The organism is Corynebacterium yudongzhengii (assembly GCF_003065405.1).
GTDB lineage: Bacteria > Actinomycetota > Actinomycetes > Mycobacteriales > Mycobacteriaceae > Corynebacterium > Corynebacterium yudongzhengii.
Map to the genome: position 1 here is coordinate 1,409,329 of NZ_CP026947.1, position 20,568 is coordinate 1,429,896.

The window sequence follows — 20,568 nt, forward strand, 5'->3', positions numbered from 1 at the left end:
ATCGCATGGTGCGTTAGCGCTGGTCGAAATCACCCTTACCGAAAGGAGACCTCCCTTCGACCGCGTGGGACTCCTTTAGGGGCAACTCCTTTCGTGAAGCGCACCCGCAACATGGCTCCAAGTCAGAAACAGCACGGATCCGCGAAACCCCCGAACCCCCGATAACCCCCTACTGATACGACACGAACCAGGGCCGCGGGTCGACCCAGTTGTAGGTCTGTTCGGGCGTGAAGGTCGGGGTGTCTTCGTCGATGAAGTTCTTCCACGCCATGAACCACTCGCCGTCGAGGCCTTCCTGCAGGACGTTCCAGGTCTCGAACTTGAGGTCCGGGGTGCCGTGGCCGTCGGCGTGCAGGACGAAGGCCAGCTCGGGGTGCGAGGTGTCGATCTGGTCGCGGTCGCGGATCATCTGCGACTGGAACTGGTGCAGGACCAGCGCCTTCTGCGGCAGGTCGTTCTCGCGGGTCAGCTCGGCGAGCCAGTCGGCGACCTCGTTGACCTCCGCGGCTTCGACGTGGCCGATGCGCTGCATCGGCAGCTCGTCGGGGCCGATCTTCCACTCCGGGTCCAGCGCGAGGCCGACGTTCGGGCGCTTGAGCAGCTCTTCGAACATCTGCGCCTGCTCCAAGAAGCTGGCCCGACCGGGCTGCAGATCGAGCACGGCGTAGCCGCCGGCGTCGGTGATCGCGTCAACGTAGCCGATGTAGTCCTCTACGGGGAAGGTGTTGGAGTACTTGCCGTCGGCACCCGGCTGGGAAGACGCCACCGTGACAATGATCTCGAAGGCTGGGATGACCGGCTGTTCCTCGAGCGGCTGGTAGTTCTCAATGTGGCTCTCGACCCGCTCGACGGCCTCAGCCGGCGGCTGCTCACCCATCACACCGAGCGCATCGCCCGAGGGGTGCCCGTAGAGCGCGATCATGCGCCGACCCGGGAAAACGAGTCCGCCGCCACCGGGCAGCTCGCCGTTATCGGCCATATCGACGGCAGCCTCGTAACGCTCGGAGTCGCCGAACTGCTGGCCCAAGGCGATGGTGTCGCCGCTCGAAGCGATCTCCATCGACTCCGAGGTAATGCGCGGATCCGGGTACTCCAGGAGGTGGACCTCTCCCCCGGCGGCCTTCGCGGTGGCAACAGACGCCGGCGAGGACTGCTCCGTAACAAAGATCGGCGGCAGCGCGACCGGGTGATCCTCACTGGGCTCCATACCAGCAATCTCAGTGGTGGTCTGAGCACGCGGGTCCGGATCCTCGTTGTCCTCGTTCTGCGGGGCGGTCTCCAGATCCACCGTCGTGCCCTGATCCACGGGCTCTTCCGCACCGGCGTCGGCGCCATCCTCGCCGACCTGCTCGGCAGTCTCGTCCTGCGCCGGATCGACGGACTCTTCGGCAGCGACCTCTTCGATCTCGAAGGAGGCATCCTCGCCACCCAAAGAGGGAACGTCACCGACGGTGACCACGGTGGAGGCCCCCAGGCGGTCGGCCTCACCGGTGATAGCGTCCGTGTTCTCGCCGGTGGCAAGTAGCATCGGCGCATGGCGGTCGATGGCTTCCTGCGCGCCGGTGCGCTGCGCCTCGTAGTCCTCACTGGTGACGACGAGCGCATCCGCCTCCTCAAAGAAGCGCTGGGATACCTCGAGTCCGGTGCCGTCGGCGTCGGCAAGCGCCTCGGGGCCTTCCGTGGCGAGCATGTCGCGACCGTCGTCGGCGGTCTGCGCCTGATCGCCGCCGTTGTTCTCCCCTCCGTTGCCGTTGTCGGCGCAGGCAGCCAGGGTAAACACCAGGCTCGCGGTAGCAACCGACGCCGTCAGCTTCCGGCGCAATGACTTCTTCACAGATCTATCTCCTCATGTTCGGGTGCCAGAAACATTAGCGTAGGCCGATAGTTCGCTGGGGGCGCAACGCCCACCGCCCCGGGTTAACCCTTCAGGGCGGCGGCGATGCGGTCGCCGACGGCGGTGGTGGAAATCGCGTCGTCGCCACGCGTAGCGACGTCACGCGCCACCGCCTCCTCAATCCGCACTGCGTTGTCTTCGTCGCCGAGGTGGCGCAGCAGCAACGCGGCCGACAGGATCGCCGCGGTCGGATCGGCAACGCCCTGGCCGGCGATGTCCGGCGCGGAGCCGTGGACGGGCTCGAACATCGAGGGGTTCGTGCCGGTGGCATCGATGTTGCCGGAGGCGGCCAGGCCGATGCCGCCGGTCACCGCGCCGGCGAGGTCGGTGAGGATGTCGCCGAAGAGGTTGTCGGTGACGATGACGTCATAACGCCCCGGATCGGTGACCATGTAGATGGTTGCGGCGTCGATGTGGTTGTAGTCGACCTCCACGTCCGGGTAGTCCGCGGAGACCTCGTCGACGGTGCGCTGCCACAGGCTGCCGGCGTTGACCAAGACGTTCGTCTTGTGCACCAGCGTGAGCTTGCGGCGGCGCGACTGGGCGCGCTCGAAAGCGTCGCGCACGACGCGCTCGACGCCGTAGCGGGTGTTCTGGGAGACCTCGCTGGCCACCTCGTGCGGGGTGCCCACGCGCAGGCCGCCGCCGTTGCCGGCGTAGAGCCCCTCGGTGCCCTCGCGGACGACGACGAAGTCGATCTCGCCCGGGTTCGCCAACGGGGAGGTCGCCGTCGGGTAGAGCTTGGCCGGGCGCAGGTTGACGTGGTGATCGAGGTCGAAACGCAGGCGCAGCAGCAGCTCGCGCTCGAGGATGCCGGGCGGGACCTTTCCCGGCATGCCCACCGCGCCGAGCAGGATCGCGTCGTGGGTGCGAAGCTCGGCGAGGTCCTCGTCGGTCAGGGTGTCGCCGGTGGCGAGGTAACGCTCCGCGCCGAGGTTAAACTCGGTGGTCTCGATATCGTCGCGCACGGCGTAAAGCACCTTGAGGGCCTCGGCGGTGACCTCGGGGCCGATGCCGTCACCAGGGATGACTGCGAGTTTCATGGCTTGAAGATTCCTTTCTCCGCCTCTTAGTCCAGGTTGAGCTGGAAAGCGGTGGCGTTGAGCTCGGAGGCGATGTCGTCGACAAGCTTAGCCTCCAGTTCGTGTTCGACGCGCAGGATCAGCACCGCACCCTTGCCGTCGGTGGTCTGCGACAGGGCGGCGGCGTCGATGTTGACGCCGGCGGCGCCGATCTTGGAACCGGCCGTGCCCAGCGCGCCCGGGACGTCGTTGTACTGCAGAAACAGGTTCTGGCCGTGGGCGCGCAGGTCGAGGCCGCGGCCGTTGATGCGCACGATCTTCTCGACGCGCTCCAGGCCCGTCAGCGCACCCACGACAGCCACGGAGGTGCCGTCCCCGGCGGAGACGCGCACCTCGAGCACGCTGCGGTGGGTCTGCGACTCGGTCTCGGTGTTCACGGAGTACTCGAGGCCGCGCTGCTCGGCGATCTGCGGGGCGTTGACGAAGGTCACGGAATCCTCCGTGATGCCGGAGAAGAGGCCGCGCACGGCGGACAGGCCCAGCGCCTCGACGTCCTCGTGGGAGAGCTCGCCGCGGGCGGTGACCTCGAGGGCGACGGGGGCGCCGTCGAGAAGCGCGCCGGAGATGAGGCCGAGCTTGCGGGCCAGATCGAGCCAGACGGCGACTTCCTCGCCGACGCGGCCGCCGGAGACGTTCACGGCGTCGGCGACGAACTCGCCGTTGAGGGCCTTGAGAACGGAGGCGGCGACGTCGGTACCCGCGCGGTCCTGGGCCTCGACGGTGGAGGCACCCAGGTGCGGGGCGACGACGACCTCGTCGAGCTCGAAGAGCGGCGAGTCGGTGCACGGCTCCGTCTCGTAGACGTCGAAGCCGGCGCCGCGGATGTGCCCGGAGCGAATGGCCTCGGCCAGCGCCTGCTCGTCAACCAGGCCGCCGCGGGCGGCGTTGACGATGATCTGGCCCTTCTTCGCCTTGGCCAGAAGCTCGGCGGAGAACATGCCCGCGGTCTCCTTGGTCTTCGGCAGGTGGATGGTCACGAAATCGGCGCGGGCCATCAGTTCCTCGAGCTCGACGAGCTCGACGCCCATCTGGGCGGCGCGGGCCGGGTTGGCATACGGGTCATGGGCGATGACGGTGGTCTCAAAAGCCTGCAGACGCTGGGCGAACAGCTGGCCGATGTGGCCGAAGCCGACGATGCCGACGGTCTTGCCGAAGACCTCCACACCCTTGAAGGAGGAGCGCTTCCACTCGCCACCGCGCACGCTCTTATCGGCGGCGGGCAGCTGGCGGGCGGTGGCCAGAAGCAGGGCGATGGCCTGCTCGCAGGCGGAGTGGATGTTCGAGGTCGGGGCGTTGACGACCATGACGCCGTTGTCGGTGGCGGCGTCGATGTCGACGTTATCCAGACCCACGCCCGCGCGGCCGATGATCTTCAAGTTCGGGGCGGCCTGGATGACCTCAGCGTCCACGGTGGTGGCCGAGCGCACGAGGAGCGCGTCTGCCTCCGGGACCGCGGCGAGGAGTTCTGCCCGGTTGGGCCCATCGACCCAGCGGACTTCGACGGCGTCGCCGAGGGCCTCGACGGTGGCCTGGGAGAGCTTGTCGGCAATCAGTACGACGGGCTTAGACACGGAGAATCCGGCTCCTTCATGCAGGGGGTGAGTTTCTGACAATCATCCAACCACAATCGGACAGTCCATCCGGAGAAATGGGGGCAATTTACCCCTCTTCGGCTACCCCCTTGGCTCGGTCAGCCTCCGCGATGGCGGCCGCAAGAGTCCGGTTTGTGCCGAACTGCTCCCCCAACGCCAGAAGTGCATCGCTGTGCAGACCGGCCATCGCGACATACGCGGTCTCCGATTCCCGCGGATCCGGCTGATCCAGATAGCGCACATCAGCGCCATAGGCCTGGGCGTTGGCCACCGAGGCGATCGGCGTCTGCGCGCTCGCCACGGTCACGGGCGCATTCTGGCCGTCGCGCCGCGTGGCGACGGGCAGCGCCGGCAGATCCCCCGCCGGTACGTTTTCGGTCGGCGCCCACGCGGGTTCGAGGAGGACGGGTTCGGTGCCGTCGAGACGCGTGACCGCCTCCACCGCATGCTCCGGCTCTGAAACGACGAGCTCGCTGAAGCTATGCGCCGTCAGCTCGCCGAGCGCCTCGCGGCCACCCGGGTCCTGGAAAACGGTGTAGGTGCCGCTGGATTCGGCGAGCGGCACGTCTCCCACCAGAAGCACGCGCAGCGCGCCCAGCCGGTTGATCTCGGCGTTGATCTCGGTGTGGATCTCGTCATTGTAAGTGATCATGGGCACGTGCGCGAACACCGCCAGCGAGGCCGCCCGCAGCTGCGCCTCGAGGCTATCTTCGGCGATGATCATGCCGTCGGAACGATCGAAGAGAAGCTTAGAGGTCTCCAGGCCGTATTCCTCGGTGACGACCAACGGGTGGTCGTCAAAACGCGGGTCCACATACCGGGAATGGTTGCGCGCCAACGCCTCGTCCAGCGGCACCGGGGTGGCCTCCTGGTCGATGACCGGGGTAAACGTCGGCTGTTCGGTATCGGCGATCCGCGGCACGCACGAGCTGGCGCCCAACGTGCCGACGAGCACCGCCGCCCACCCCACGCGCCTAAGCGAAGGCATTCGGCCCTTCGGAGCCTCCCTGAATGTCACTGTCATCGACATCGAGCTTAACCGCGCGATCCAGCGCGTATTCCACCATGCCCACGAACCGGCGTCGCCTATCGACGAAGAACTCCCGCGCATCACCCGCGTGCAGAAGCTGCGGGTCCAGCTCGTGGCTGGCCAGCACCTCGTCGAACTCATCATCGTCCATCACGGCTTTCGACTGGAGCCGCGGCAGGTAGCGCACGGGATCATAGCCGCTGAGCACGACCTCGGTACGCCGCCCCATCGGCGTGTGGTTGAGCACGCAGCGCGCGTACACCGCGTCGATGCCCTGGTTCTCGCCCCAGGTCAGCGGGAAGATCGGCTCGAAACCGGGCCGCAGCTCGGCGTAGTTGTCCGCAGTGAAAGTCTTGCCAGTGCGCCAGTCGCGCGCGCCGCGGGCCATGAGCAGTGCCTGCAGGCCGCGCCAGACCGCGCTGGAGGAATCGACGGACAAAAGGCGAGACTCAGTGAACTGCGCGTCGGTGACGGTCTTCGGCTCGTCGGCGGTGTCGTCTTTCACCCAGCCGACGACCTGCTCCACATCGCGCGCCGAACGGATATCGACGGCCGCACGCCCATACAACTCACCGAGCACGCCGCACCAGAACCAGCGGCTCAGACGATCGCGGGCGGTGGTATCTTCTGCGAAGTCGATGTCGGGCACAAGGGCAAGTATCGCGGCGAGCGCCGGGATCTGCTCCTGATAGGGCACCTGCGCATCGGTGAAGATGGCGCGGTCTTCGAGGAACTGAGCGGCGGCGAGGAAGCCGTGGGTGATGTCATCGGCATGCGAGCGCCAATCCTCCAGAGTGAGGGTGAGGATGTCCTCGCGCTGGCCGCCGGCGCGGCCGCGGCGACTCGTCACGACGAGCGCCATCGCCGTCAAAAACTCCGTGCGCCCGATCGAATCGAGCACCGGGTGCTCGCGCAGCTGGGCGAGTTGCTCATCGGCGTCGGTGACGAAAGAGAACTCCGCATCCTCGGTGGCAAACACCGCGGTGAGCAGCTCGAAGACATCCATCTGCAGGCCCACCGAGTTGGCCTGAGCGAAGATCGATCCCACGCCCGCGCTCGCCGTCTCGCGGCTGAGGCGGATCATGGGCACGTCATAGGCGGCCAGCGGCGCGACGACCCGGTGGTGGAAATCCTTCACCGCCCGTCGAAGGGGCTCATCGGCATCGGCGACAATGTCGAAGAGGAAATCCGAGCCCTCCGGTCCCAGCAGCGTATCGACGGGCACGCATCCCTGGCTCACCGCCGCCGGCAAATCAGTCAGCGGCGTCTCGAGGTCAGGGGCGAAATGCGACGTGGCGTAGCCGTTTTCGTCCACGGTGAAGACCGCGTCCTCCGGCAAGACGTCCCCGGCCACCGCTCGGGTGATGCCGACGAAGAAACGCCGGGTGATGTTCTTACCCCGAAAATCGACGGCTTCGACGTAGCCATCGCCCTGGAAACTGTGATAAAGGCTGGTAAGGCGCTGTTGGCCGTCGAGAAGCAACAGGCCGGGACGCTGCTCCCCCGCCGGCGCGCCGGTGATCGGGCGCGGGCGGAAGCGCATCGGCTCATTACGCGTATCGAGCGCGAGCAGCGCACCGATCGGGTACCCACGCAGCACCGTGACGATGACCGAGTGGATGCGGTCAACATCCCACGAGTAATTGCGCTGGAAATCAGGGAGCTGCAGCTCCCCGCGGTTGATGCGGGCGAACAGATCGTCGAGTGCGTAGCTGGGCGTGGTGAAAGCCATGCGCCCGATTCTAATGGAGGCTTTGGGGAGTGCAGCTTGAGTTTCGGGTTCTTTGCTCGCAGAACGACTTCACGGTGCACTCTCTGCGAACCTGAGGCGCAGCATCTGCACTTGCAGGGGTTATGACGTGCCCCAAGGCAGCAATTCGATTGTCCTTAACGCGAGTAGTACTGGTCGCCTGCAGCGACGGCCGATCATCCGCCACAGCGTGAGGCACCCCAGTTACAACGCTCGCAACAGTCGCGACAGTCAGCAGAACCCCCCACATTTCTTCCCGACCCTCATGTCCCCAATCCTCTTCCTTGCCGAGAAATAGACACTATTTTCACTCAACTAACATTTTCGCAGATTGCACTGCGACTACGATAGGTAAAGAAGTGTCTAGCGGCTTTTCCCTCATTGTCCTCATTGGCCGCGCATCCCACTGCCGCCACAGCCCAGACCACCTCATCAGGCTCATCCTTACATGACGGTGTCTCCCCACCGGAGACGAATGAGGCACAACCCATACCGGATACGCTCGGAGAACCTGCAGTCAACATCGAAGGCCCTTTCGCCGAGTGGGGTATCCCCACCCCCATTACCGCCCGCAACAAGAAACCCGCTAGAAATCGAATTCCTAGCGGGGATTCCCATCGTTCCCGTTTTAATCCGTCATCTGGCAGCAGCGCAGACCTGAATCTATTGAGAATCACCCCCAAGAAGGGCAAGTGGCTACGCGGCGTAGAGAGGCGAGATCAGGCTAAAATGAACACCTCTCCGAAGAGGGAGATTTTCAAGAAGTTGGTAGCGGGGGCAGGGTTCGAACCTACGATCTCTGGGTCTTTATCCAGCATCAATGACTCTCAAAATCGCTTTGGCAGTTCATTGACGGACGCTGGCAGCACCGCCGTATTTCTTTTCCTACTGACCGCAATACCGCGCGCCCCCACGCGGGCAAACCCGCATGACCTCATGGCCGCACCGCAGCACAGCATGACAGATTCCCAAAAAACTCAATTACGGCAAAGTCAGATGACAATGTCTATTTCGATCTGCCCACGGTGGATGATGTCGCAGCGAATTCTCCCCGTTTTAGCCTTCCAGCGTCTAATCCCCCCATCTGCTGTCGGATGCGACGTGTATGAACCAAGTTCTATAAGCACTCCACTGAGGCGAAGTGACTATCACACCTCTAAAACAGATGTTTAAGTAACTATCGACGCTAACCGCGATTCCGCTCCCGAAATCCGCGGATCGTCGGTAGTAGCTCAAATCCACGCGAGCAAACGCGTACCAACATCGCACCAAACACACAAAAGACCCCACCGGCACCAAAGAAAAGGTGCCGATGGGGCCACAGACACAGCTAAAGCGCAGGGAGCGCAGCTAGCGCAAGCAACTTACGCGGTCTGCTCGCGGGCGTCGACCTTGACCCAGCTCATCATGTCACGCAGCTTGGCGCCGGTCTTCTCGATCGGGTGCTCGGCGATCTTGGCGCGCAGGCCCTCGAGTTCCTTGTTGCCGCCCTCGATGTTGGCCAGCAGGCGCTTGGTGAAGGTGCCGTCCTGGATGTCGGACAGGATCTCCTTCATGTGCTCCTTGGTGCTGTCGTCGATGACGCGCGGGCCGGAGAGGTAGCCACCGAACTCGGCGGTGTCAGAGACGGAGTAGTTCATGTTCTCGATGCCGCCCTCGAAGAGGAGGTCGACGATGAGCTTGAGCTCGTGAAGAACCTCGAAGTAGGCCATCTCCGGCTCGTAGCCGGCCTCGGTGAGGACCTCGAAACCGGTGAGGATCAGCTGCTCGGTGCCGCCGCAGAGAACGGCCTGCTCGCCGAAGAGGTCGGTGACGGTCTCAGCCTCGAAGGTGGTCGGGATGACGCCGGCGCGGGCGCCACCGATGGCGGCGGCGTAGGACAACAGCAGGTCGTGGGCGTTGTCCTTCGGGTCCTGGTCGACGGCGATGAGGCAGGGAACGCCCTTGCCGTCGACGAACTGGCGGCGGACCAGGTGGCCCGGGCCCTTGGGGGCGACCATGCCGACGATGATGTTGTCGGCCGGCTTGATCAAATCGAAGTGGATGTTGAGGCCGTGGCCGAACAGGAGGGCGTCGCCGTCCTTGAGGTTCGGCTCGATCTCCTCGCTGAAGATCTTGGCCTGGGAGGTATCCGGGGCCAGGAGCATGATGACGTCGGCCCACGCGGAGGCGTCGGCGACGTTCTTGACCTCAAAGCCGGCCTCGCGGGCCTTGTCGGCGGACTTGGAGCCGTCACGCAGGCCGATGACGACCTCGACGCCGGATTCGCGCAGGTTCTGGGCGTGGGCGTGGCCCTGGGAGCCGTAGCCGATGACCGCAACCTTGCGGCCCTGGATGAGCGACAGGTCCGCTTCGTCGTCGTAAAAGACCTCGATAGCCATTAGGTGACCTTTCTGTTGTAGGTATCTCTGTGATCAATTGTGCCACAGGTTCACGCCATGGGACGCCATGACATGAGACACTATGGCGCACAAATCCCACTATATGGGATAAGAAAAGTGTTAGCGGCTCGGTGCCATCGTCTTCGGACCGCGGTTGAGCGCGACTAGGCCGGAGCGGACGAGTTCGCGGATGCCGAAGGTTTCGAGGACATCGAGAAGCGCGCGCAACTTATCCGGCGAGCCGGTCGCCTCGATGATGACGGAGTCCGGGGCGACGTCGACGATGTGGGCGCGGAAGATGTTCGCGGCGTCGACGACCTGCGGCCGGTTCGTGTTGTTCGCGTTCACCTTCACCATCATCAGCGCACGCGCGACGGTGTGCTCGCGGTCGAGGCGCACGACCTTGATGATCGGGATGAGCTTGTTGAGCTGCTTCGTGATCTGCTCGATCGAGTCCTCGTCGGCATCGACGACGATGGTCAGCCGCTGCATGCCCGGGTCTTCGGTCTTCGCGGTGACGAAAGACACCAGGCTGTAGCCGCGGCGGGTGAACATCGCGGATACCCGCGAGATGATGCCGTCGACGTCCTGGACCTGGACGGAAAGGATGTGGCGGGTCTTCTCACTCATTTACTTACCCTCCGGTGCGTGGTCTTCGTGGGCCTCGTCGACGGTCTCGTGGATGTCGGCGGGGGTCTCCGCGGCGGATTCTTCTTCGTCGAAGTCCGGGCGCAGACCGTGTGCGTACTGGATATCGGAGTTGGAGTTACCGGCGGCGACCATCGGCCAGACCTGCGCGTCCTCGCCGACGATGAAGTCGATGATCACCGGCCGGTCGTTGATCTCGCGGGCCTTCTCGATCGCCGGGACGACCTCGTCCTCGCTGGTGACCCGGATGCCGACGGCACCGAGTCCCTCCGCCAGCGCCACGAAGTCGGGGACGTATTCGTTCTGCTCACGCAGCCGGGTGTGCGAGTAGTGGCCTTCGTAGAACAGCGTCTGCCACTGCCGGACCATGCCGAGGTTGCCGTTGTTGATGAGGGCGACCTTCACCGGCAGGCCCTCGACGGCCATGGTGGTGATCTCCTGGTTGGTCATCTGGAAGCAGCCGTCGCCGTCGATGGCCCACACCTCTTTGTCCGGGGCGCCGGCCTTCGCGCCGAGCGCCGCCGGGACGGAGTAGCCCATCGTGCCGAGGCCACCGGAGTTCAGCCAGGTCCGCGGCTTTTCGAAGTTCAGGAACTGTGCCGCCCACATCTGGTGCTGGCCGACGCCGGCGACGTAGACCGCATCCGGCCCGACCGTCTCCGCCACCTTCTCGATGACATATTGCGGCGACAGCGAGCCGTCGGCCTGCGGGTCGTAGCCGCGCGGGAAGCGCTCCTTAAGCCCTGCCAGGTAAGAGCGCCAGGTGCTGAAGTCCGGGCGGTTTTCAGTTGTCGACGACCGGAAGTTCGCATCCAGCGCGTGCAGGACCTTCTTCGCGTCGCCGACGATCGGGACGTCGGCCGCGCGGATCTTGCCGATCTCCGCCGGATCGATATCGGCGTGGATGACCTTGGCGTGGGGCGCGAAGGAGTCGGTGTCGCCGGTGACGCGGTCGTCGAAACGCGCGCCAATCGTGATGAGCAGATCCGAGCGCTGCATGGCGCCGACGGCAGGGACGGTGCCGTGCATGCCGGGCATACCCATGTGCAGCTCGTGGGAGTCCGGGAAGCTGCCGAGCGCCATCAAGGTGGTCACGACCGGGATGCCGGAGTACTCCGCAAACGAGAGCAACTCGTCGGAGGCGTTGGCCTTGATGACGCCGCCGCCGATGTAGAGCACCGGCCGCTCCGACTGCTGGATGAGCTTGACCGCCTGCGCGATCTGACGCGAGTGTGGGCTGGTGACCGGCTTGTAGCCCGGCATGTCGACCTTGGGCGGCCAGACGAAATCGAATTCGGCGTTCTGGACGTCCTTCGGGATATCGACGAGCACCGGGCCCGGACGACCCGTGCCCGCCAGGTGGAAGGCCGCGGCGATGGCCTCCGGGATGTCCTCCGGGCGGGTGACCATGAAGTTGTGCTTGGTCACCGGCATCGTCACGCCGCGGATATCCGCCTCCTGGAAGGCATCGGTGCCCAGAAGCGACGAGCCCACCTGGCCCGTGATGGCGACGATGGGGACGCTGTCGAGGGCGGCGTCGGCAAGCGCCGTGACCAGGTTCGTCGCCCCCGGCCCGGAGGTGGCGATGCACACGCCGACCTTGCCGGAGGTCATGGCGTAGCCCTCCGACGCGTGCCCGGCACCCTGCTCGTGGCGCGTGAGGACGTGGCGTAGCTTCTGCGAGGCAAACAGGGCATCGTACAGCGGAAGTACGGCTCCACCCGGAATACCGAACACGGTGCCCGCATCTAGGTTCTCCAGCGACCTCACGATGGCCTGGGCACCGGACATTCTCTCACTGCTCGTGCCGGCGCCTGAGGGCGCCGCCGGAGTGGGCTTGTCGGAAGCTGCCACTGTTTTAAGCTCCTTATCTCAACCAGAACTGGCGGTATGACGGAAAGTTAGAAGGTGACCCTATGACAATGCCCTCGGCCAGCACGGGTTGGAAGGTGCTGTCGAGGGCGCGAGCCGGAGACGACGAAAACGGTAGCCGTCGATCACGGGCTGCGCCGTGCGCGTACTACCGAAATAAGTCGCATCTTGGTCATGTAACCCAGCATACACAGCAGTCCCCGATGTAAAACAGCTTTACCCCCGCTGATCCCCAACTAATTTTCAGATGGGTGTTTTAGAGTCGCGCTCATGCCCATCATGTACTTTCTCGACCAGCTCTGGGCGTGGGTCGCGAACACCGGCATCAACCTGGCCATCATCGTGGTGTTGGCCCTGTTGGTGCCGCGTATCGGCCGCTTCGCTGAGCGCGTCGTCGAACGCGAGATCGCCTCGCGGCAAAACGACGACGAATCGAAGGCCTCCCTGGCGATCGCCGGCGTTGGCATCTACGTCGCGCAGGTCGTTGTCTACTTCCTTCTGGCGCTGGCGTTTCTCTCTGAGCTCGGGTTCTCGCTCGCCGGCGCGGCGATTCCCGCCACCGTGGTCTCCGCCGCCGTCGGTTTTGGCGCGCAGTCGATCATCGCCGACTTCCTCGCCGGGTTCTTCATCCTCTCGGAGAAGCAATATGGTGTCGGTGACTGGGTGCGCTTCCAGGGCAACGGCATCGACGTCGAAGGCAGCGTCATCTCTATTACGATGCGCACCACCACGATCCGCACCCTCGCCCAGGAGACGGTCACCATCCCGAACTCCACGGCGCGCGTGTGCATCAATACCTCGAACTACTGGTCGCGCGCGGTCATCGTCATGCCGATCCCGCTTTTAGGTTCCGAATCCGCCGCGAACGCCGTCAAACGTGCCGAAAGCGCCACCCGCAGCGCCTTGGAGCGTTCCGAGATCACCGACCACCTCATCGGCGAGCTGGATGTGCAGCCGGCGACCGCGGTGACGCCGCCGTCGACAGTTGGTATGCCATGGACCATGGACGTCCGCCTCATGATCCAGGTCCACGCCGGCGAGCAGTGGGCCGTCGAGCGCGCCGTGCGCCTGGCCATCCTGGAGGAGTTCTGGGATGAATACGGCTCGGCGACCACGGCGTCCGGGTTGCTTCGCGACGAGCTCGCCGAAGAGCTTCCCCCGCAACCGGTGCGGCCGGCCTCATCGAAGCACAAGGCTAAAGAGTCTGCTGCCTCCGCTGCCGATACCCCGACCGAGGTCCACGACCCCGTCACCGCCGACGCGGGCTCGCGCGACGAGGGCGATAACCCGGTGCCGACGCATCTGTCGCAGCCCGATGGCTCGGATCCGGCGGCGGAGCGGCTCGGCGACGATACCGAAGATGACGATCCCGAAGATACGGAAGAGGCCGAGGAGCGCCCGAACCGCCGCCAGCGGATCATGACGCTCGTGCGCGAGACCCGCGGCTCGACCTTCTGGATGCTCGGCGTGTTGGGGTTGTTGCTCGTCGCCAAGCTTCTGTTCTTCTCCACCGAAGGTGCCGACGGTGAGCGCATCGCCGGCATCCTCGCCCCGCCGGTGCGCGACTCCGCCGAGCAGACCACCGAGGAAACCCCCACGGGTGAGGCGGTCGAGACCGAGGAGCCGGTGAACACCCCGTCGCAGGCGCCGCAGGACAGCGACACGAACCAGGCACCGGGTTCCGCCACGAACCAGGCGCCGGAGGATAGCTCGCAGGGTGGGACCGAGCAGAATAGCCAGTCCGGCTCGCAGGCCGATAGCTCCACGGGCGGGCAAAGCGGCGGGCAGTCCGGGCAGTCCGGGCAATCCGGTAACCAGGGCTCCGGCAACCAGTCCGGGCAGTCGCCGAATACGGTCGAGCCGCAATCCGCGGAGCAGGAGACCCAGCCGGCCACCCCTGAAGAGAGCGAACCGACCGCGGTCAACTAGGATTTTCGTGCATGAGCCCCGCTGAACCCTTGCACTTTCGCCCGGACCGCGGCAATGTTCTCGCCGGCATCTTCATCGCCGCGATTTTCTTCATCATCGTCGGCTGGGCACCGCAGTATCTGTTCTGGATCCTGCTGTTCCCGCTGGTCTTCATCTTCTGGGTGCTGCGCTCGGCCACGATCGTCGACGACAATGGCATCACGATCCGCTACGCCTTTAAGGGCAACAAGCAGTTTGCCTGGGAGGAGATCAACGGCGTCGGCTTCAAGGGCTCACGCAGCTTAGTGCAGACCACCGCAGGTGAGGAGCACCCCTTGCCCGGCGTAACCTTCAACTCACTGCCGAAGCTCGCCGAGGCCTCCCGCGGGCGGATCCCGGATGCGATCACCGCCGCCCAGGAGGACGCGGACGGCAAGATGGAGGTCGTCGACCGCGATGGCCACCGCGTGCTGATGACCCAAGAGGAGTACCAGGCGCACCTGCAGCAGCAGAAACGCGACAATCCGGGCACCTCTCACTAGGATGTCACGTCATACACCTTTGTGACCACGCAGTTCCGGTCACCCGATATGAGGAGACGATTCGATGTATCCCCTTCGTTCCAAAGTCACAACCGTCGGCCGCCAAGCTGCCGGCGCCCGCGCCCTGTGGCGCGCGACTGGTAGCACTGAGAACGATTTTGGCAAGCCGATCGTCGCCATCGTGAACTCCTACACGCAGTTCGTGCCGGGGCATGTGCACCTCAAGAACGTCGGCGACATCGTCGCGGATGCGGTCCGTGCCGCCGGCGGCGTGCCGAAGGAGTTCAACACCATCGCCGTCGACGACGGCATCGCCATGGGCCACAGCGGCATGCTCTATTCCCTGCCGAGCCGAGAGATCATCTCCGACTCGGTGGAGTACATGGTCAACGCCCACACCGCCGACGCCATGGTGTGCATCTCCAACTGTGACAAGATCACCCCGGGCATGCTCAACGCCGCGATGCGGCTGAACATCCCGTCTGTGTTCGTCTCCGGCGGGCCGATGGAGGCGGGCAAGGCCGTCGTCATCGACGGTGTCGCCTCGTCTGCCGACGCCCCCACCGACCTCATCACCGCCATCGCGCACTCGGCCAACGATGCGGTGAGCGACGACAAGCTCACGGAGATCGAGAACTCCGCCTGCCCGACCTGCGGCTCGTGCTCCGGCATGTTCACCGCGAACTCGATGAACTGCCTCACCGAGGCCCTCGGGCTCTCTTTGCCGGGCAACGGCACGACGCTGGCCACGCATAGCGCCCGTCGGCAGCTGTTCGAGGACGCCGGCGAGATGATCGTCGATATGTGCCGCCGCTACTACGGCGAGGAAGACGACTCCGTGCTGCCGCGCTCGGTGGCCACCAAGGCCGCGTTCCGCAACGCCATGGCGCTGGATATGGCCATGGGCGGCTCCACCAACACGGTGCTGCACATCCTCGCCGCCGCCCGGGAGGGCGAGGTCGACTTCGACTTGAGCGATATCGACGAGATCTCCTACCGCATCCCGTGCATCTCGAAGGTCGCACCGAACGGCACGTACCACATCGAGGACGTCCACCGCGCCGGCGGCATCCCCGCCATCTTGGGCGAGCTGCACCGCGCCGGGCTTCTCGACGACAGCGTCCACTCCGTCTCCTACCCCGACCTGGACAGCTGGCTCGCGGACTGGGATATCCGCGGCGACAGCGCCACCGACGAGGCACGCGAGCTCTTCCACGCCGCGCCCGGCGGCAAGCGCACCACCGAGCCTTTCGCGCAGAGCGCCCGCTGGGAGTCGCTGGATACCGACCGGGAAAACGGCTGCATCCACTCCGTGGAGCACGCGTTTTCCTCCGACGGCGGCCTGGTGATCCTGCGCGGAAACCTGGCGCCGGACGGGGCCGTCGTCAAGGCGGCCGGTGTGGAGAAGGAGCTGTGGACGTTCAGCGGCCCGGCCCGCGTCGTGGAATCGCAGGAGCAGGCCGTGTCCATGATCCTGCGCCGCGAGGTCCAGCCGGGTGATGTGGTGGTCATCCGCTACGAGGGCCCCTCGGGCGGACCGGGCATGCAGGAGATGCTGCACCCGACCTCGTTCCTCAAGGGCGCCGGTCTCGGCAAGGTCTGCGCCTTGATTACCGACGGGCGCTTCTCCGGCGGCACCTCGGGACTGTCGATCGGCCACATCTCCCCCGAGGCCGCCCACGGCGGTCTCATCGCCCTGATCGAGGACGGCGATACGATCTCCATCGACGTCCACGAGCGCAAGCTCACCTTGGATGTCGACGACGACGAGCTCGAGCGCCGCCGCCTCGCCCAGGAGGAGCGCGAGGCGCCCTTCACCCCGAAGGATCGCGATCGCACCGTGACCAAGGCGCTGCGCGCCTACGCGAAGATGGCCACGAGCGCCGACAAGGGCGCCGTGCGCCAAGTCGACTAACCTTATCTTTTATGGCTTATTCGACTCGCTCGGTGACCTCGTCGTGGGCGACCACCTCGGTGGTCACGCTTTTGACCTGGCTGGGTGCGCTCGCCGGCATCGGGGTTACGACCCGCCAGATCGCGGCGACCGACTTCCCCGTCGACATGGCGATCTACCGCGAAGGCGTGCGCGCCTTCATGTCGGGCGGCGAGATGTACGACGTACCCATGTACGCCGGCGATCTCGCGCTGCCTTTCATCTACCCACCGTTCGGGGCGCTCGTCCTCGTACCGCTGACGGCACCGCCGGGACTTACCGACGTCGCCGCCGCCGGCATCATGATCGGCCTTTCTAACCTCTTGGTCCTGGCCTGCCTGTGGGTGGTGCTCCACGCGATCGCCGGTGAGCTGAAGAAGCCCATCATCCGCATGGTCGCCATGGTGGTATGGCCGGCGATGCTCTTGATCGAGCCGGTGGATCTCAACAACGGTTTCGCGCAGATCAACATCGTGCTCATGGCGCTCGTGGTCTTCGACCTCGTGCCGCGCAAGCCATCGTGGTTGCCGCAGGGCACGTTGATCGGCATCGCGGCGGCGATCAAACTCACGCCTTTAGTCTTCGGGCTGTACTGGCTGGTGCGCCGGGACTGGCGCTCGATCCTCACCGCGGCGATCTCCGCGATCGTGTGCACGCTCCTAGCAGCGATCTGGCGTTTCGACGCCACCGTTCAGTTCTACTTCTCCACCCTCGCCGGCATGGGGACGACCAGCGAGTTTGGCGTGGACACCACCTATCAGTCCAACTCCTCCCTCAAGGGCATGCTCATGCGCTTCGCCCCCGACGGCGAGTGGCTGGATGCCAACGGCACGCTCATCAACGTGTTGTGGCTTATGCTCGCACTCGTCACCGTCGTGGCCGGCGGCTGGCTGATGTACCAGCTCATCCAGCGTGGGCTCCACGTCGACGCGGTGCTCGTCAACGCCGTGGTGATGCTTCTGATCTCCCCCGTCTCCTGGTCGCACCACTGGGTGTGGCTGGCGCTGATCATCCCGGTCTTCGCCTGGCGATCCACCACCATCTTCGGCTACCGAGGTTTCCTCGGCGGCCTGCTCGTGGTCTGGTCGTTGTTGATCTTCACCGTGCCGCCGAAGTGGTGGTTCGGAGACGCCATCGATCTTTGGGCCCTCGACTTCTTCCAACGCGTGCTGGTCTCTGACTTCGTCTGGCTCGGCGGGCTGCTGCTCGTCGCGGTGGCGCTGGGCATCCGGCGGGTCGATCGCCCCGGCAAGGGCGATGAGCGCGAACTACTCGCTGACGGCCGCGTCGCCTCTCGGTAGGGGTTTCGGTTTGGGGTCTGAGTCGGTTGCGGCGCTGGGGGCGGATTCGGTTTGACGGCCTGAGCGTTTCTGCAGGTCAGGACGTGGGGACAGGCCGGGCAGTAAGCAGGCTGTGGCCGAAGCTCATGCAGCGCTAACGCTGGTCAAAAGGAGGGGCACCTAAAGGAGTACTGGTTTCGACCTCGCGAGAGCCCTTTCTATGAGGGTGAATTCGACCAGCGCTAACGCGCTATGGGCGCTTGGGCGGCGGCGCGTGCGGGAAGCGTGCGGTGGGCATCTCGCCAGCCCCGTTCGCCTCAGCAGCCTCGCCAGCCCCAGCCGGTCCCGCCGAGGCGGCTCGAACCGGCAGCCCGTCCGATGCAACGCTAACGCTGGTCGAAAGGAGGAACACCTAAAGGAGCGCTAGTTTCGACCTCGCGAGAGCCCTTTCTATGAGGGTGAATTCGACCAGGCGTCTGGTTAAAGGCGTTAAACAACGTTTAGGTTTCTGTTGTGACGGATGGGACTAGTGTGTGGATTGGGGTGGCACTTTTGGGAGCCTGCGGGCTTTCGGCTGGCCTGCGTGTGTGTTGCGCTAGCGCTGGTCGAAAGGAAGCACCCCTAAAGGAGTACTGGTTTCGACCGCGTGGAACTCCTTTCTATGGGGGTGATTTCGACCAGCGATAACGCGCTATGGGTATTTGACCGGGGTGCGTGCGAGTGGCGTACGTACGGTGCCCCACCAGTCCCGTTCGCCTCGGCGACCTCGTTTGCCCCACCAGTTTCGCTGGGAGGCTCGCACAGCCTGCCCCAGCCAACACACAGACCCTGCGAACGCACCGCCTCACATCACCCGCCCCGCCGACTATGCGCTCGCATAGTAAAAGAGGAGCCCGTCAAACCCGAAGACGGACCCCTCTTAAACAACCGCAAATGCGTCTAAGCGAACGGGTTGATACCCGTGCCGAACCACCACAGCAGCGCGAGTCCGGCGATGGCAACGACGATGAAGATCCAGGAGCTCGCCAGCGGCCGGCGCGCCCAGCTGCGTTCGAAGTCCAGGGAGTAGTAGCCCGGGCCCGTGAACTGCAGGGCGAGCGAAAGCCCGAACAGGACCACCGACAGCCAGACGGTCTCAGGCCAGGAGAAGACGTCGATACCCGCGCCGGAGCCCGCCAGCTCATGCAGGGCGACGAAGCCGGTGACGACCGTCGCGACGGCGGCTGCAACCGGAGTGAGCAGGCCGAAGAGCAGGAAGACGCCAGCGGCGAGCTGCATCGTCGGTACGGCGATCGAGAGCACCTCGGCAAGCGGGTAACCGGTGAATTCCTCGCGCAGGCCGGTCATGTTGGTGCTGGTGCCCAGCGAGAAGAATGTCCCGAGCGATTCCAGGATCAGCCATCCGCCCAGCAGCACGCGGGCGATGAGCAGGCCGAAGTCGATGGTGCCGCGGCGGGAGTCCTGCTCTTCGGCAACTGGGGCGACGGGTTCGGAGGCATAGTCGGTCTCGCCGAAGTAGCCCTCCTCGTTCACGCCGCTGGCGGCGGGGGCGACGACGGTGGCGTCGTCGGCAGGCGAGGCGAAGTCCTCGTCGCGGTAGGTCGAGCGGGAGCCGACGGCCGGGGCCTGGCCGGTCTCGCCTGCATCAGCGGCCCTAAAGGCGGTGGTGGCGTTCGTGTCCCGGGCGCTCGGATCGATCTGCTGGGGAGCGGTGCGGCCCGCACGCTCATAGAGCGAGGGACGGCGGGTCTCCTCCCCCGTATCGTCGGTCGCGGGTTCGTAGGTGGGCACGTCGAGGTCGTTGTCGTGGGCCCGATCGGGGCGGGGCATCTTGTCGCTCATAGCCTAGAGAATATGTGACCCCACCTGGAATAGTTACGAGGTCGGCCGGCGTGCCGGATGCTGGTCGTGAGTCTTTCAGCACCTGCCGAGCTCTCGATCGAGCGCTTCCGCCTCGGCCGCGGTGACCCAGAGCTCGTAGCGGTGCTTGACCTCAATCTGGCGTTGGGCGTAGGTGCAGCGGTAGTTCTTGTTCGGCGGCAGCCAGGTCGCCGCGTCGCCGGCACCCTTCTGGCGGTTGACTGAGGTGCCCACTGCCTGCAGGTTCAGTGGGTCGTTGGCGAAGTCGCGGCGCTCGGTCTCGTCGAGCTGCTGGGCGCCTTTGGCCCACGCATCGCCAAGGGCGACGACGTGGTCGATCTCCACGTCCCCGCCGCCGCGGGCGAACTCGATCTCTTCTGCGGTGTAGGGGTCATACAGCACGCCTTCTTCAACCAGGCAGCCGAAGGTGCCGTCGCGGATGACGGGATCTTTAAGGTCGCGGCGCAAAATGTCGTTGCGGGTATCGCAGCCGTTGCGCCCGTATTCGACGCCGACGTCGTCACTCCAGGCCTGGCCGAACTCCTCGCGCTCGTAGCCGGTCATGGGCGCACGTCCCTTGACCTCGAGTTCCGCGAGCAGCCGGTAGTGCTCACCTGGATCTTCCTCCTCGCCGCCGTCTTCGACCTCGGCGATGGTGGTGGCGGGGATGGGAGTGACGGCGCCGTCGCCAAGCGGGGTTTCATCGGCAACCAGCGTGCCGACGACAATAACCCCCACCAACGCCACCACGGACCAGAGCGTTCTTTTCATATCCTGCTCAGGCTAGCAAGGCGTT

14 protein-coding genes are annotated in these 20,568 nt (G+C 65.2%); 4 read left to right on the top strand and 10 right to left on the bottom strand.

From position 1 onward, the window contains the following. Positions 1-169: 169 nt before the first annotated feature. The 8 genes from C3B44_RS06550 to C3B44_RS06585 all read right to left on the bottom strand — a co-directional run bounded on the left by C3B44_RS06550 (position 170) and on the right by C3B44_RS06585 (position 12,168). A complete protein-coding gene (locus C3B44_RS06550) occupies positions 170-1,690 on the bottom strand; it encodes a prolipoprotein diacylglyceryl transferase (protein ID WP_108432596.1) in 1,521 nt (506 codons plus the stop codon). A gap of 227 nt (positions 1,691-1,917) precedes the next feature. Beyond that, entirely contained in the window at positions 1,918-2,937 is a 1,020-nt protein-coding gene (locus tag C3B44_RS06555) for a 3-isopropylmalate dehydrogenase (RefSeq protein ID WP_108431668.1), read from the bottom strand. A 26-nt stretch (positions 2,938-2,963) separates the two neighbouring features. Continuing rightward, entirely contained in the window at positions 2,964-4,547 is a 1,584-nt protein-coding gene (gene serA / locus C3B44_RS06560; protein WP_108431669.1) for a phosphoglycerate dehydrogenase, read from the bottom strand. Positions 4,548-4,635: 88 nt separating this feature from the next. Next, positions 4,636-5,556, bottom strand: a complete 921-nt coding sequence (locus C3B44_RS06565; RefSeq protein ID WP_146183446.1) for a hypothetical protein — start codon at positions 5,554-5,556, stop codon at positions 4,636-4,638. Further along, positions 5,543-7,330, bottom strand: a complete 1,788-nt coding sequence (locus tag C3B44_RS06570; protein WP_108431671.1) for a DUF262 domain-containing protein — start codon at positions 7,328-7,330, stop codon at positions 5,543-5,545. The genes C3B44_RS06565 and C3B44_RS06570 overlap by 14 nt, the downstream gene beginning before the upstream one ends. A gap of 1,382 nt (positions 7,331-8,712) precedes the next feature. Further along, positions 8,713-9,729, bottom strand: a complete 1,017-nt coding sequence (ilvC, locus tag C3B44_RS06575) for a ketol-acid reductoisomerase (RefSeq protein ID WP_108431672.1) — start codon at positions 9,727-9,729, stop codon at positions 8,713-8,715. A gap of 120 nt (positions 9,730-9,849) precedes the next feature. Then, positions 9,850-10,359 carry an acetolactate synthase small subunit gene (ilvN, locus tag C3B44_RS06580; RefSeq protein ID WP_108431673.1) on the bottom strand — a complete coding sequence of 170 codons (510 nt, stop codon included), beginning with the start codon at positions 10,357-10,359 and terminating at the stop codon, positions 9,850-9,852. Further along, on the bottom strand, positions 10,360-12,168 hold the full coding sequence (locus tag C3B44_RS06585; protein WP_235840352.1) for an acetolactate synthase large subunit: 1,809 nt from the start codon (positions 12,166-12,168) through the stop codon (positions 10,360-10,362). It lies immediately after the preceding gene. Between the two features lie 351 nt (positions 12,169-12,519). Between C3B44_RS06585 and C3B44_RS06590 the strand changes: the two genes are divergently transcribed. The 4 genes from C3B44_RS06590 (at position 12,520) to C3B44_RS06605 (ending at position 17,933) form a co-directional block, all read left to right on the top strand. Beyond that, on the top strand, positions 12,520-14,178 hold the full coding sequence (locus C3B44_RS06590; RefSeq protein WP_108431675.1) for a mechanosensitive ion channel family protein: 1,659 nt from the start codon (positions 12,520-12,522) through the stop codon (positions 14,176-14,178). Positions 14,179-14,189: 11 nt separating this feature from the next. Next, a complete protein-coding gene (locus C3B44_RS06595) occupies positions 14,190-14,699 on the top strand; it encodes a PH domain-containing protein (RefSeq protein ID WP_108431676.1) in 510 nt (169 codons plus the stop codon). A gap of 64 nt (positions 14,700-14,763) precedes the next feature. After that, a complete protein-coding gene (ilvD, locus tag C3B44_RS06600; protein ID WP_108431677.1) occupies positions 14,764-16,614 on the top strand; it encodes a dihydroxy-acid dehydratase in 1,851 nt (616 codons plus the stop codon). An 11-nt stretch (positions 16,615-16,625) separates the two neighbouring features. Beyond that, positions 16,626-17,933 carry a glycosyltransferase family 87 protein gene (locus C3B44_RS06605; protein ID WP_108431678.1) on the top strand — a complete coding sequence of 436 codons (1,308 nt, stop codon included), beginning with the start codon at positions 16,626-16,628 and terminating at the stop codon, positions 17,931-17,933. A gap of 918 nt (positions 17,934-18,851) precedes the next feature. Here C3B44_RS06605 and C3B44_RS06610 read toward each other — a convergent pair. Further along, a complete protein-coding gene (locus C3B44_RS06610; protein WP_108431679.1) occupies positions 18,852-19,754 on the bottom strand; it encodes a DoxX family protein in 903 nt (300 codons plus the stop codon). Between the two features lie 75 nt (positions 19,755-19,829). Further along, positions 19,830-20,543 (bottom strand): HNH endonuclease family protein, encoded by a 714-nt coding sequence (locus C3B44_RS06615; RefSeq protein ID WP_108431680.1) that lies wholly within the window; start codon positions 20,541-20,543, stop codon positions 19,830-19,832. Positions 20,544-20,568: the final 25 nt, after the last annotated feature.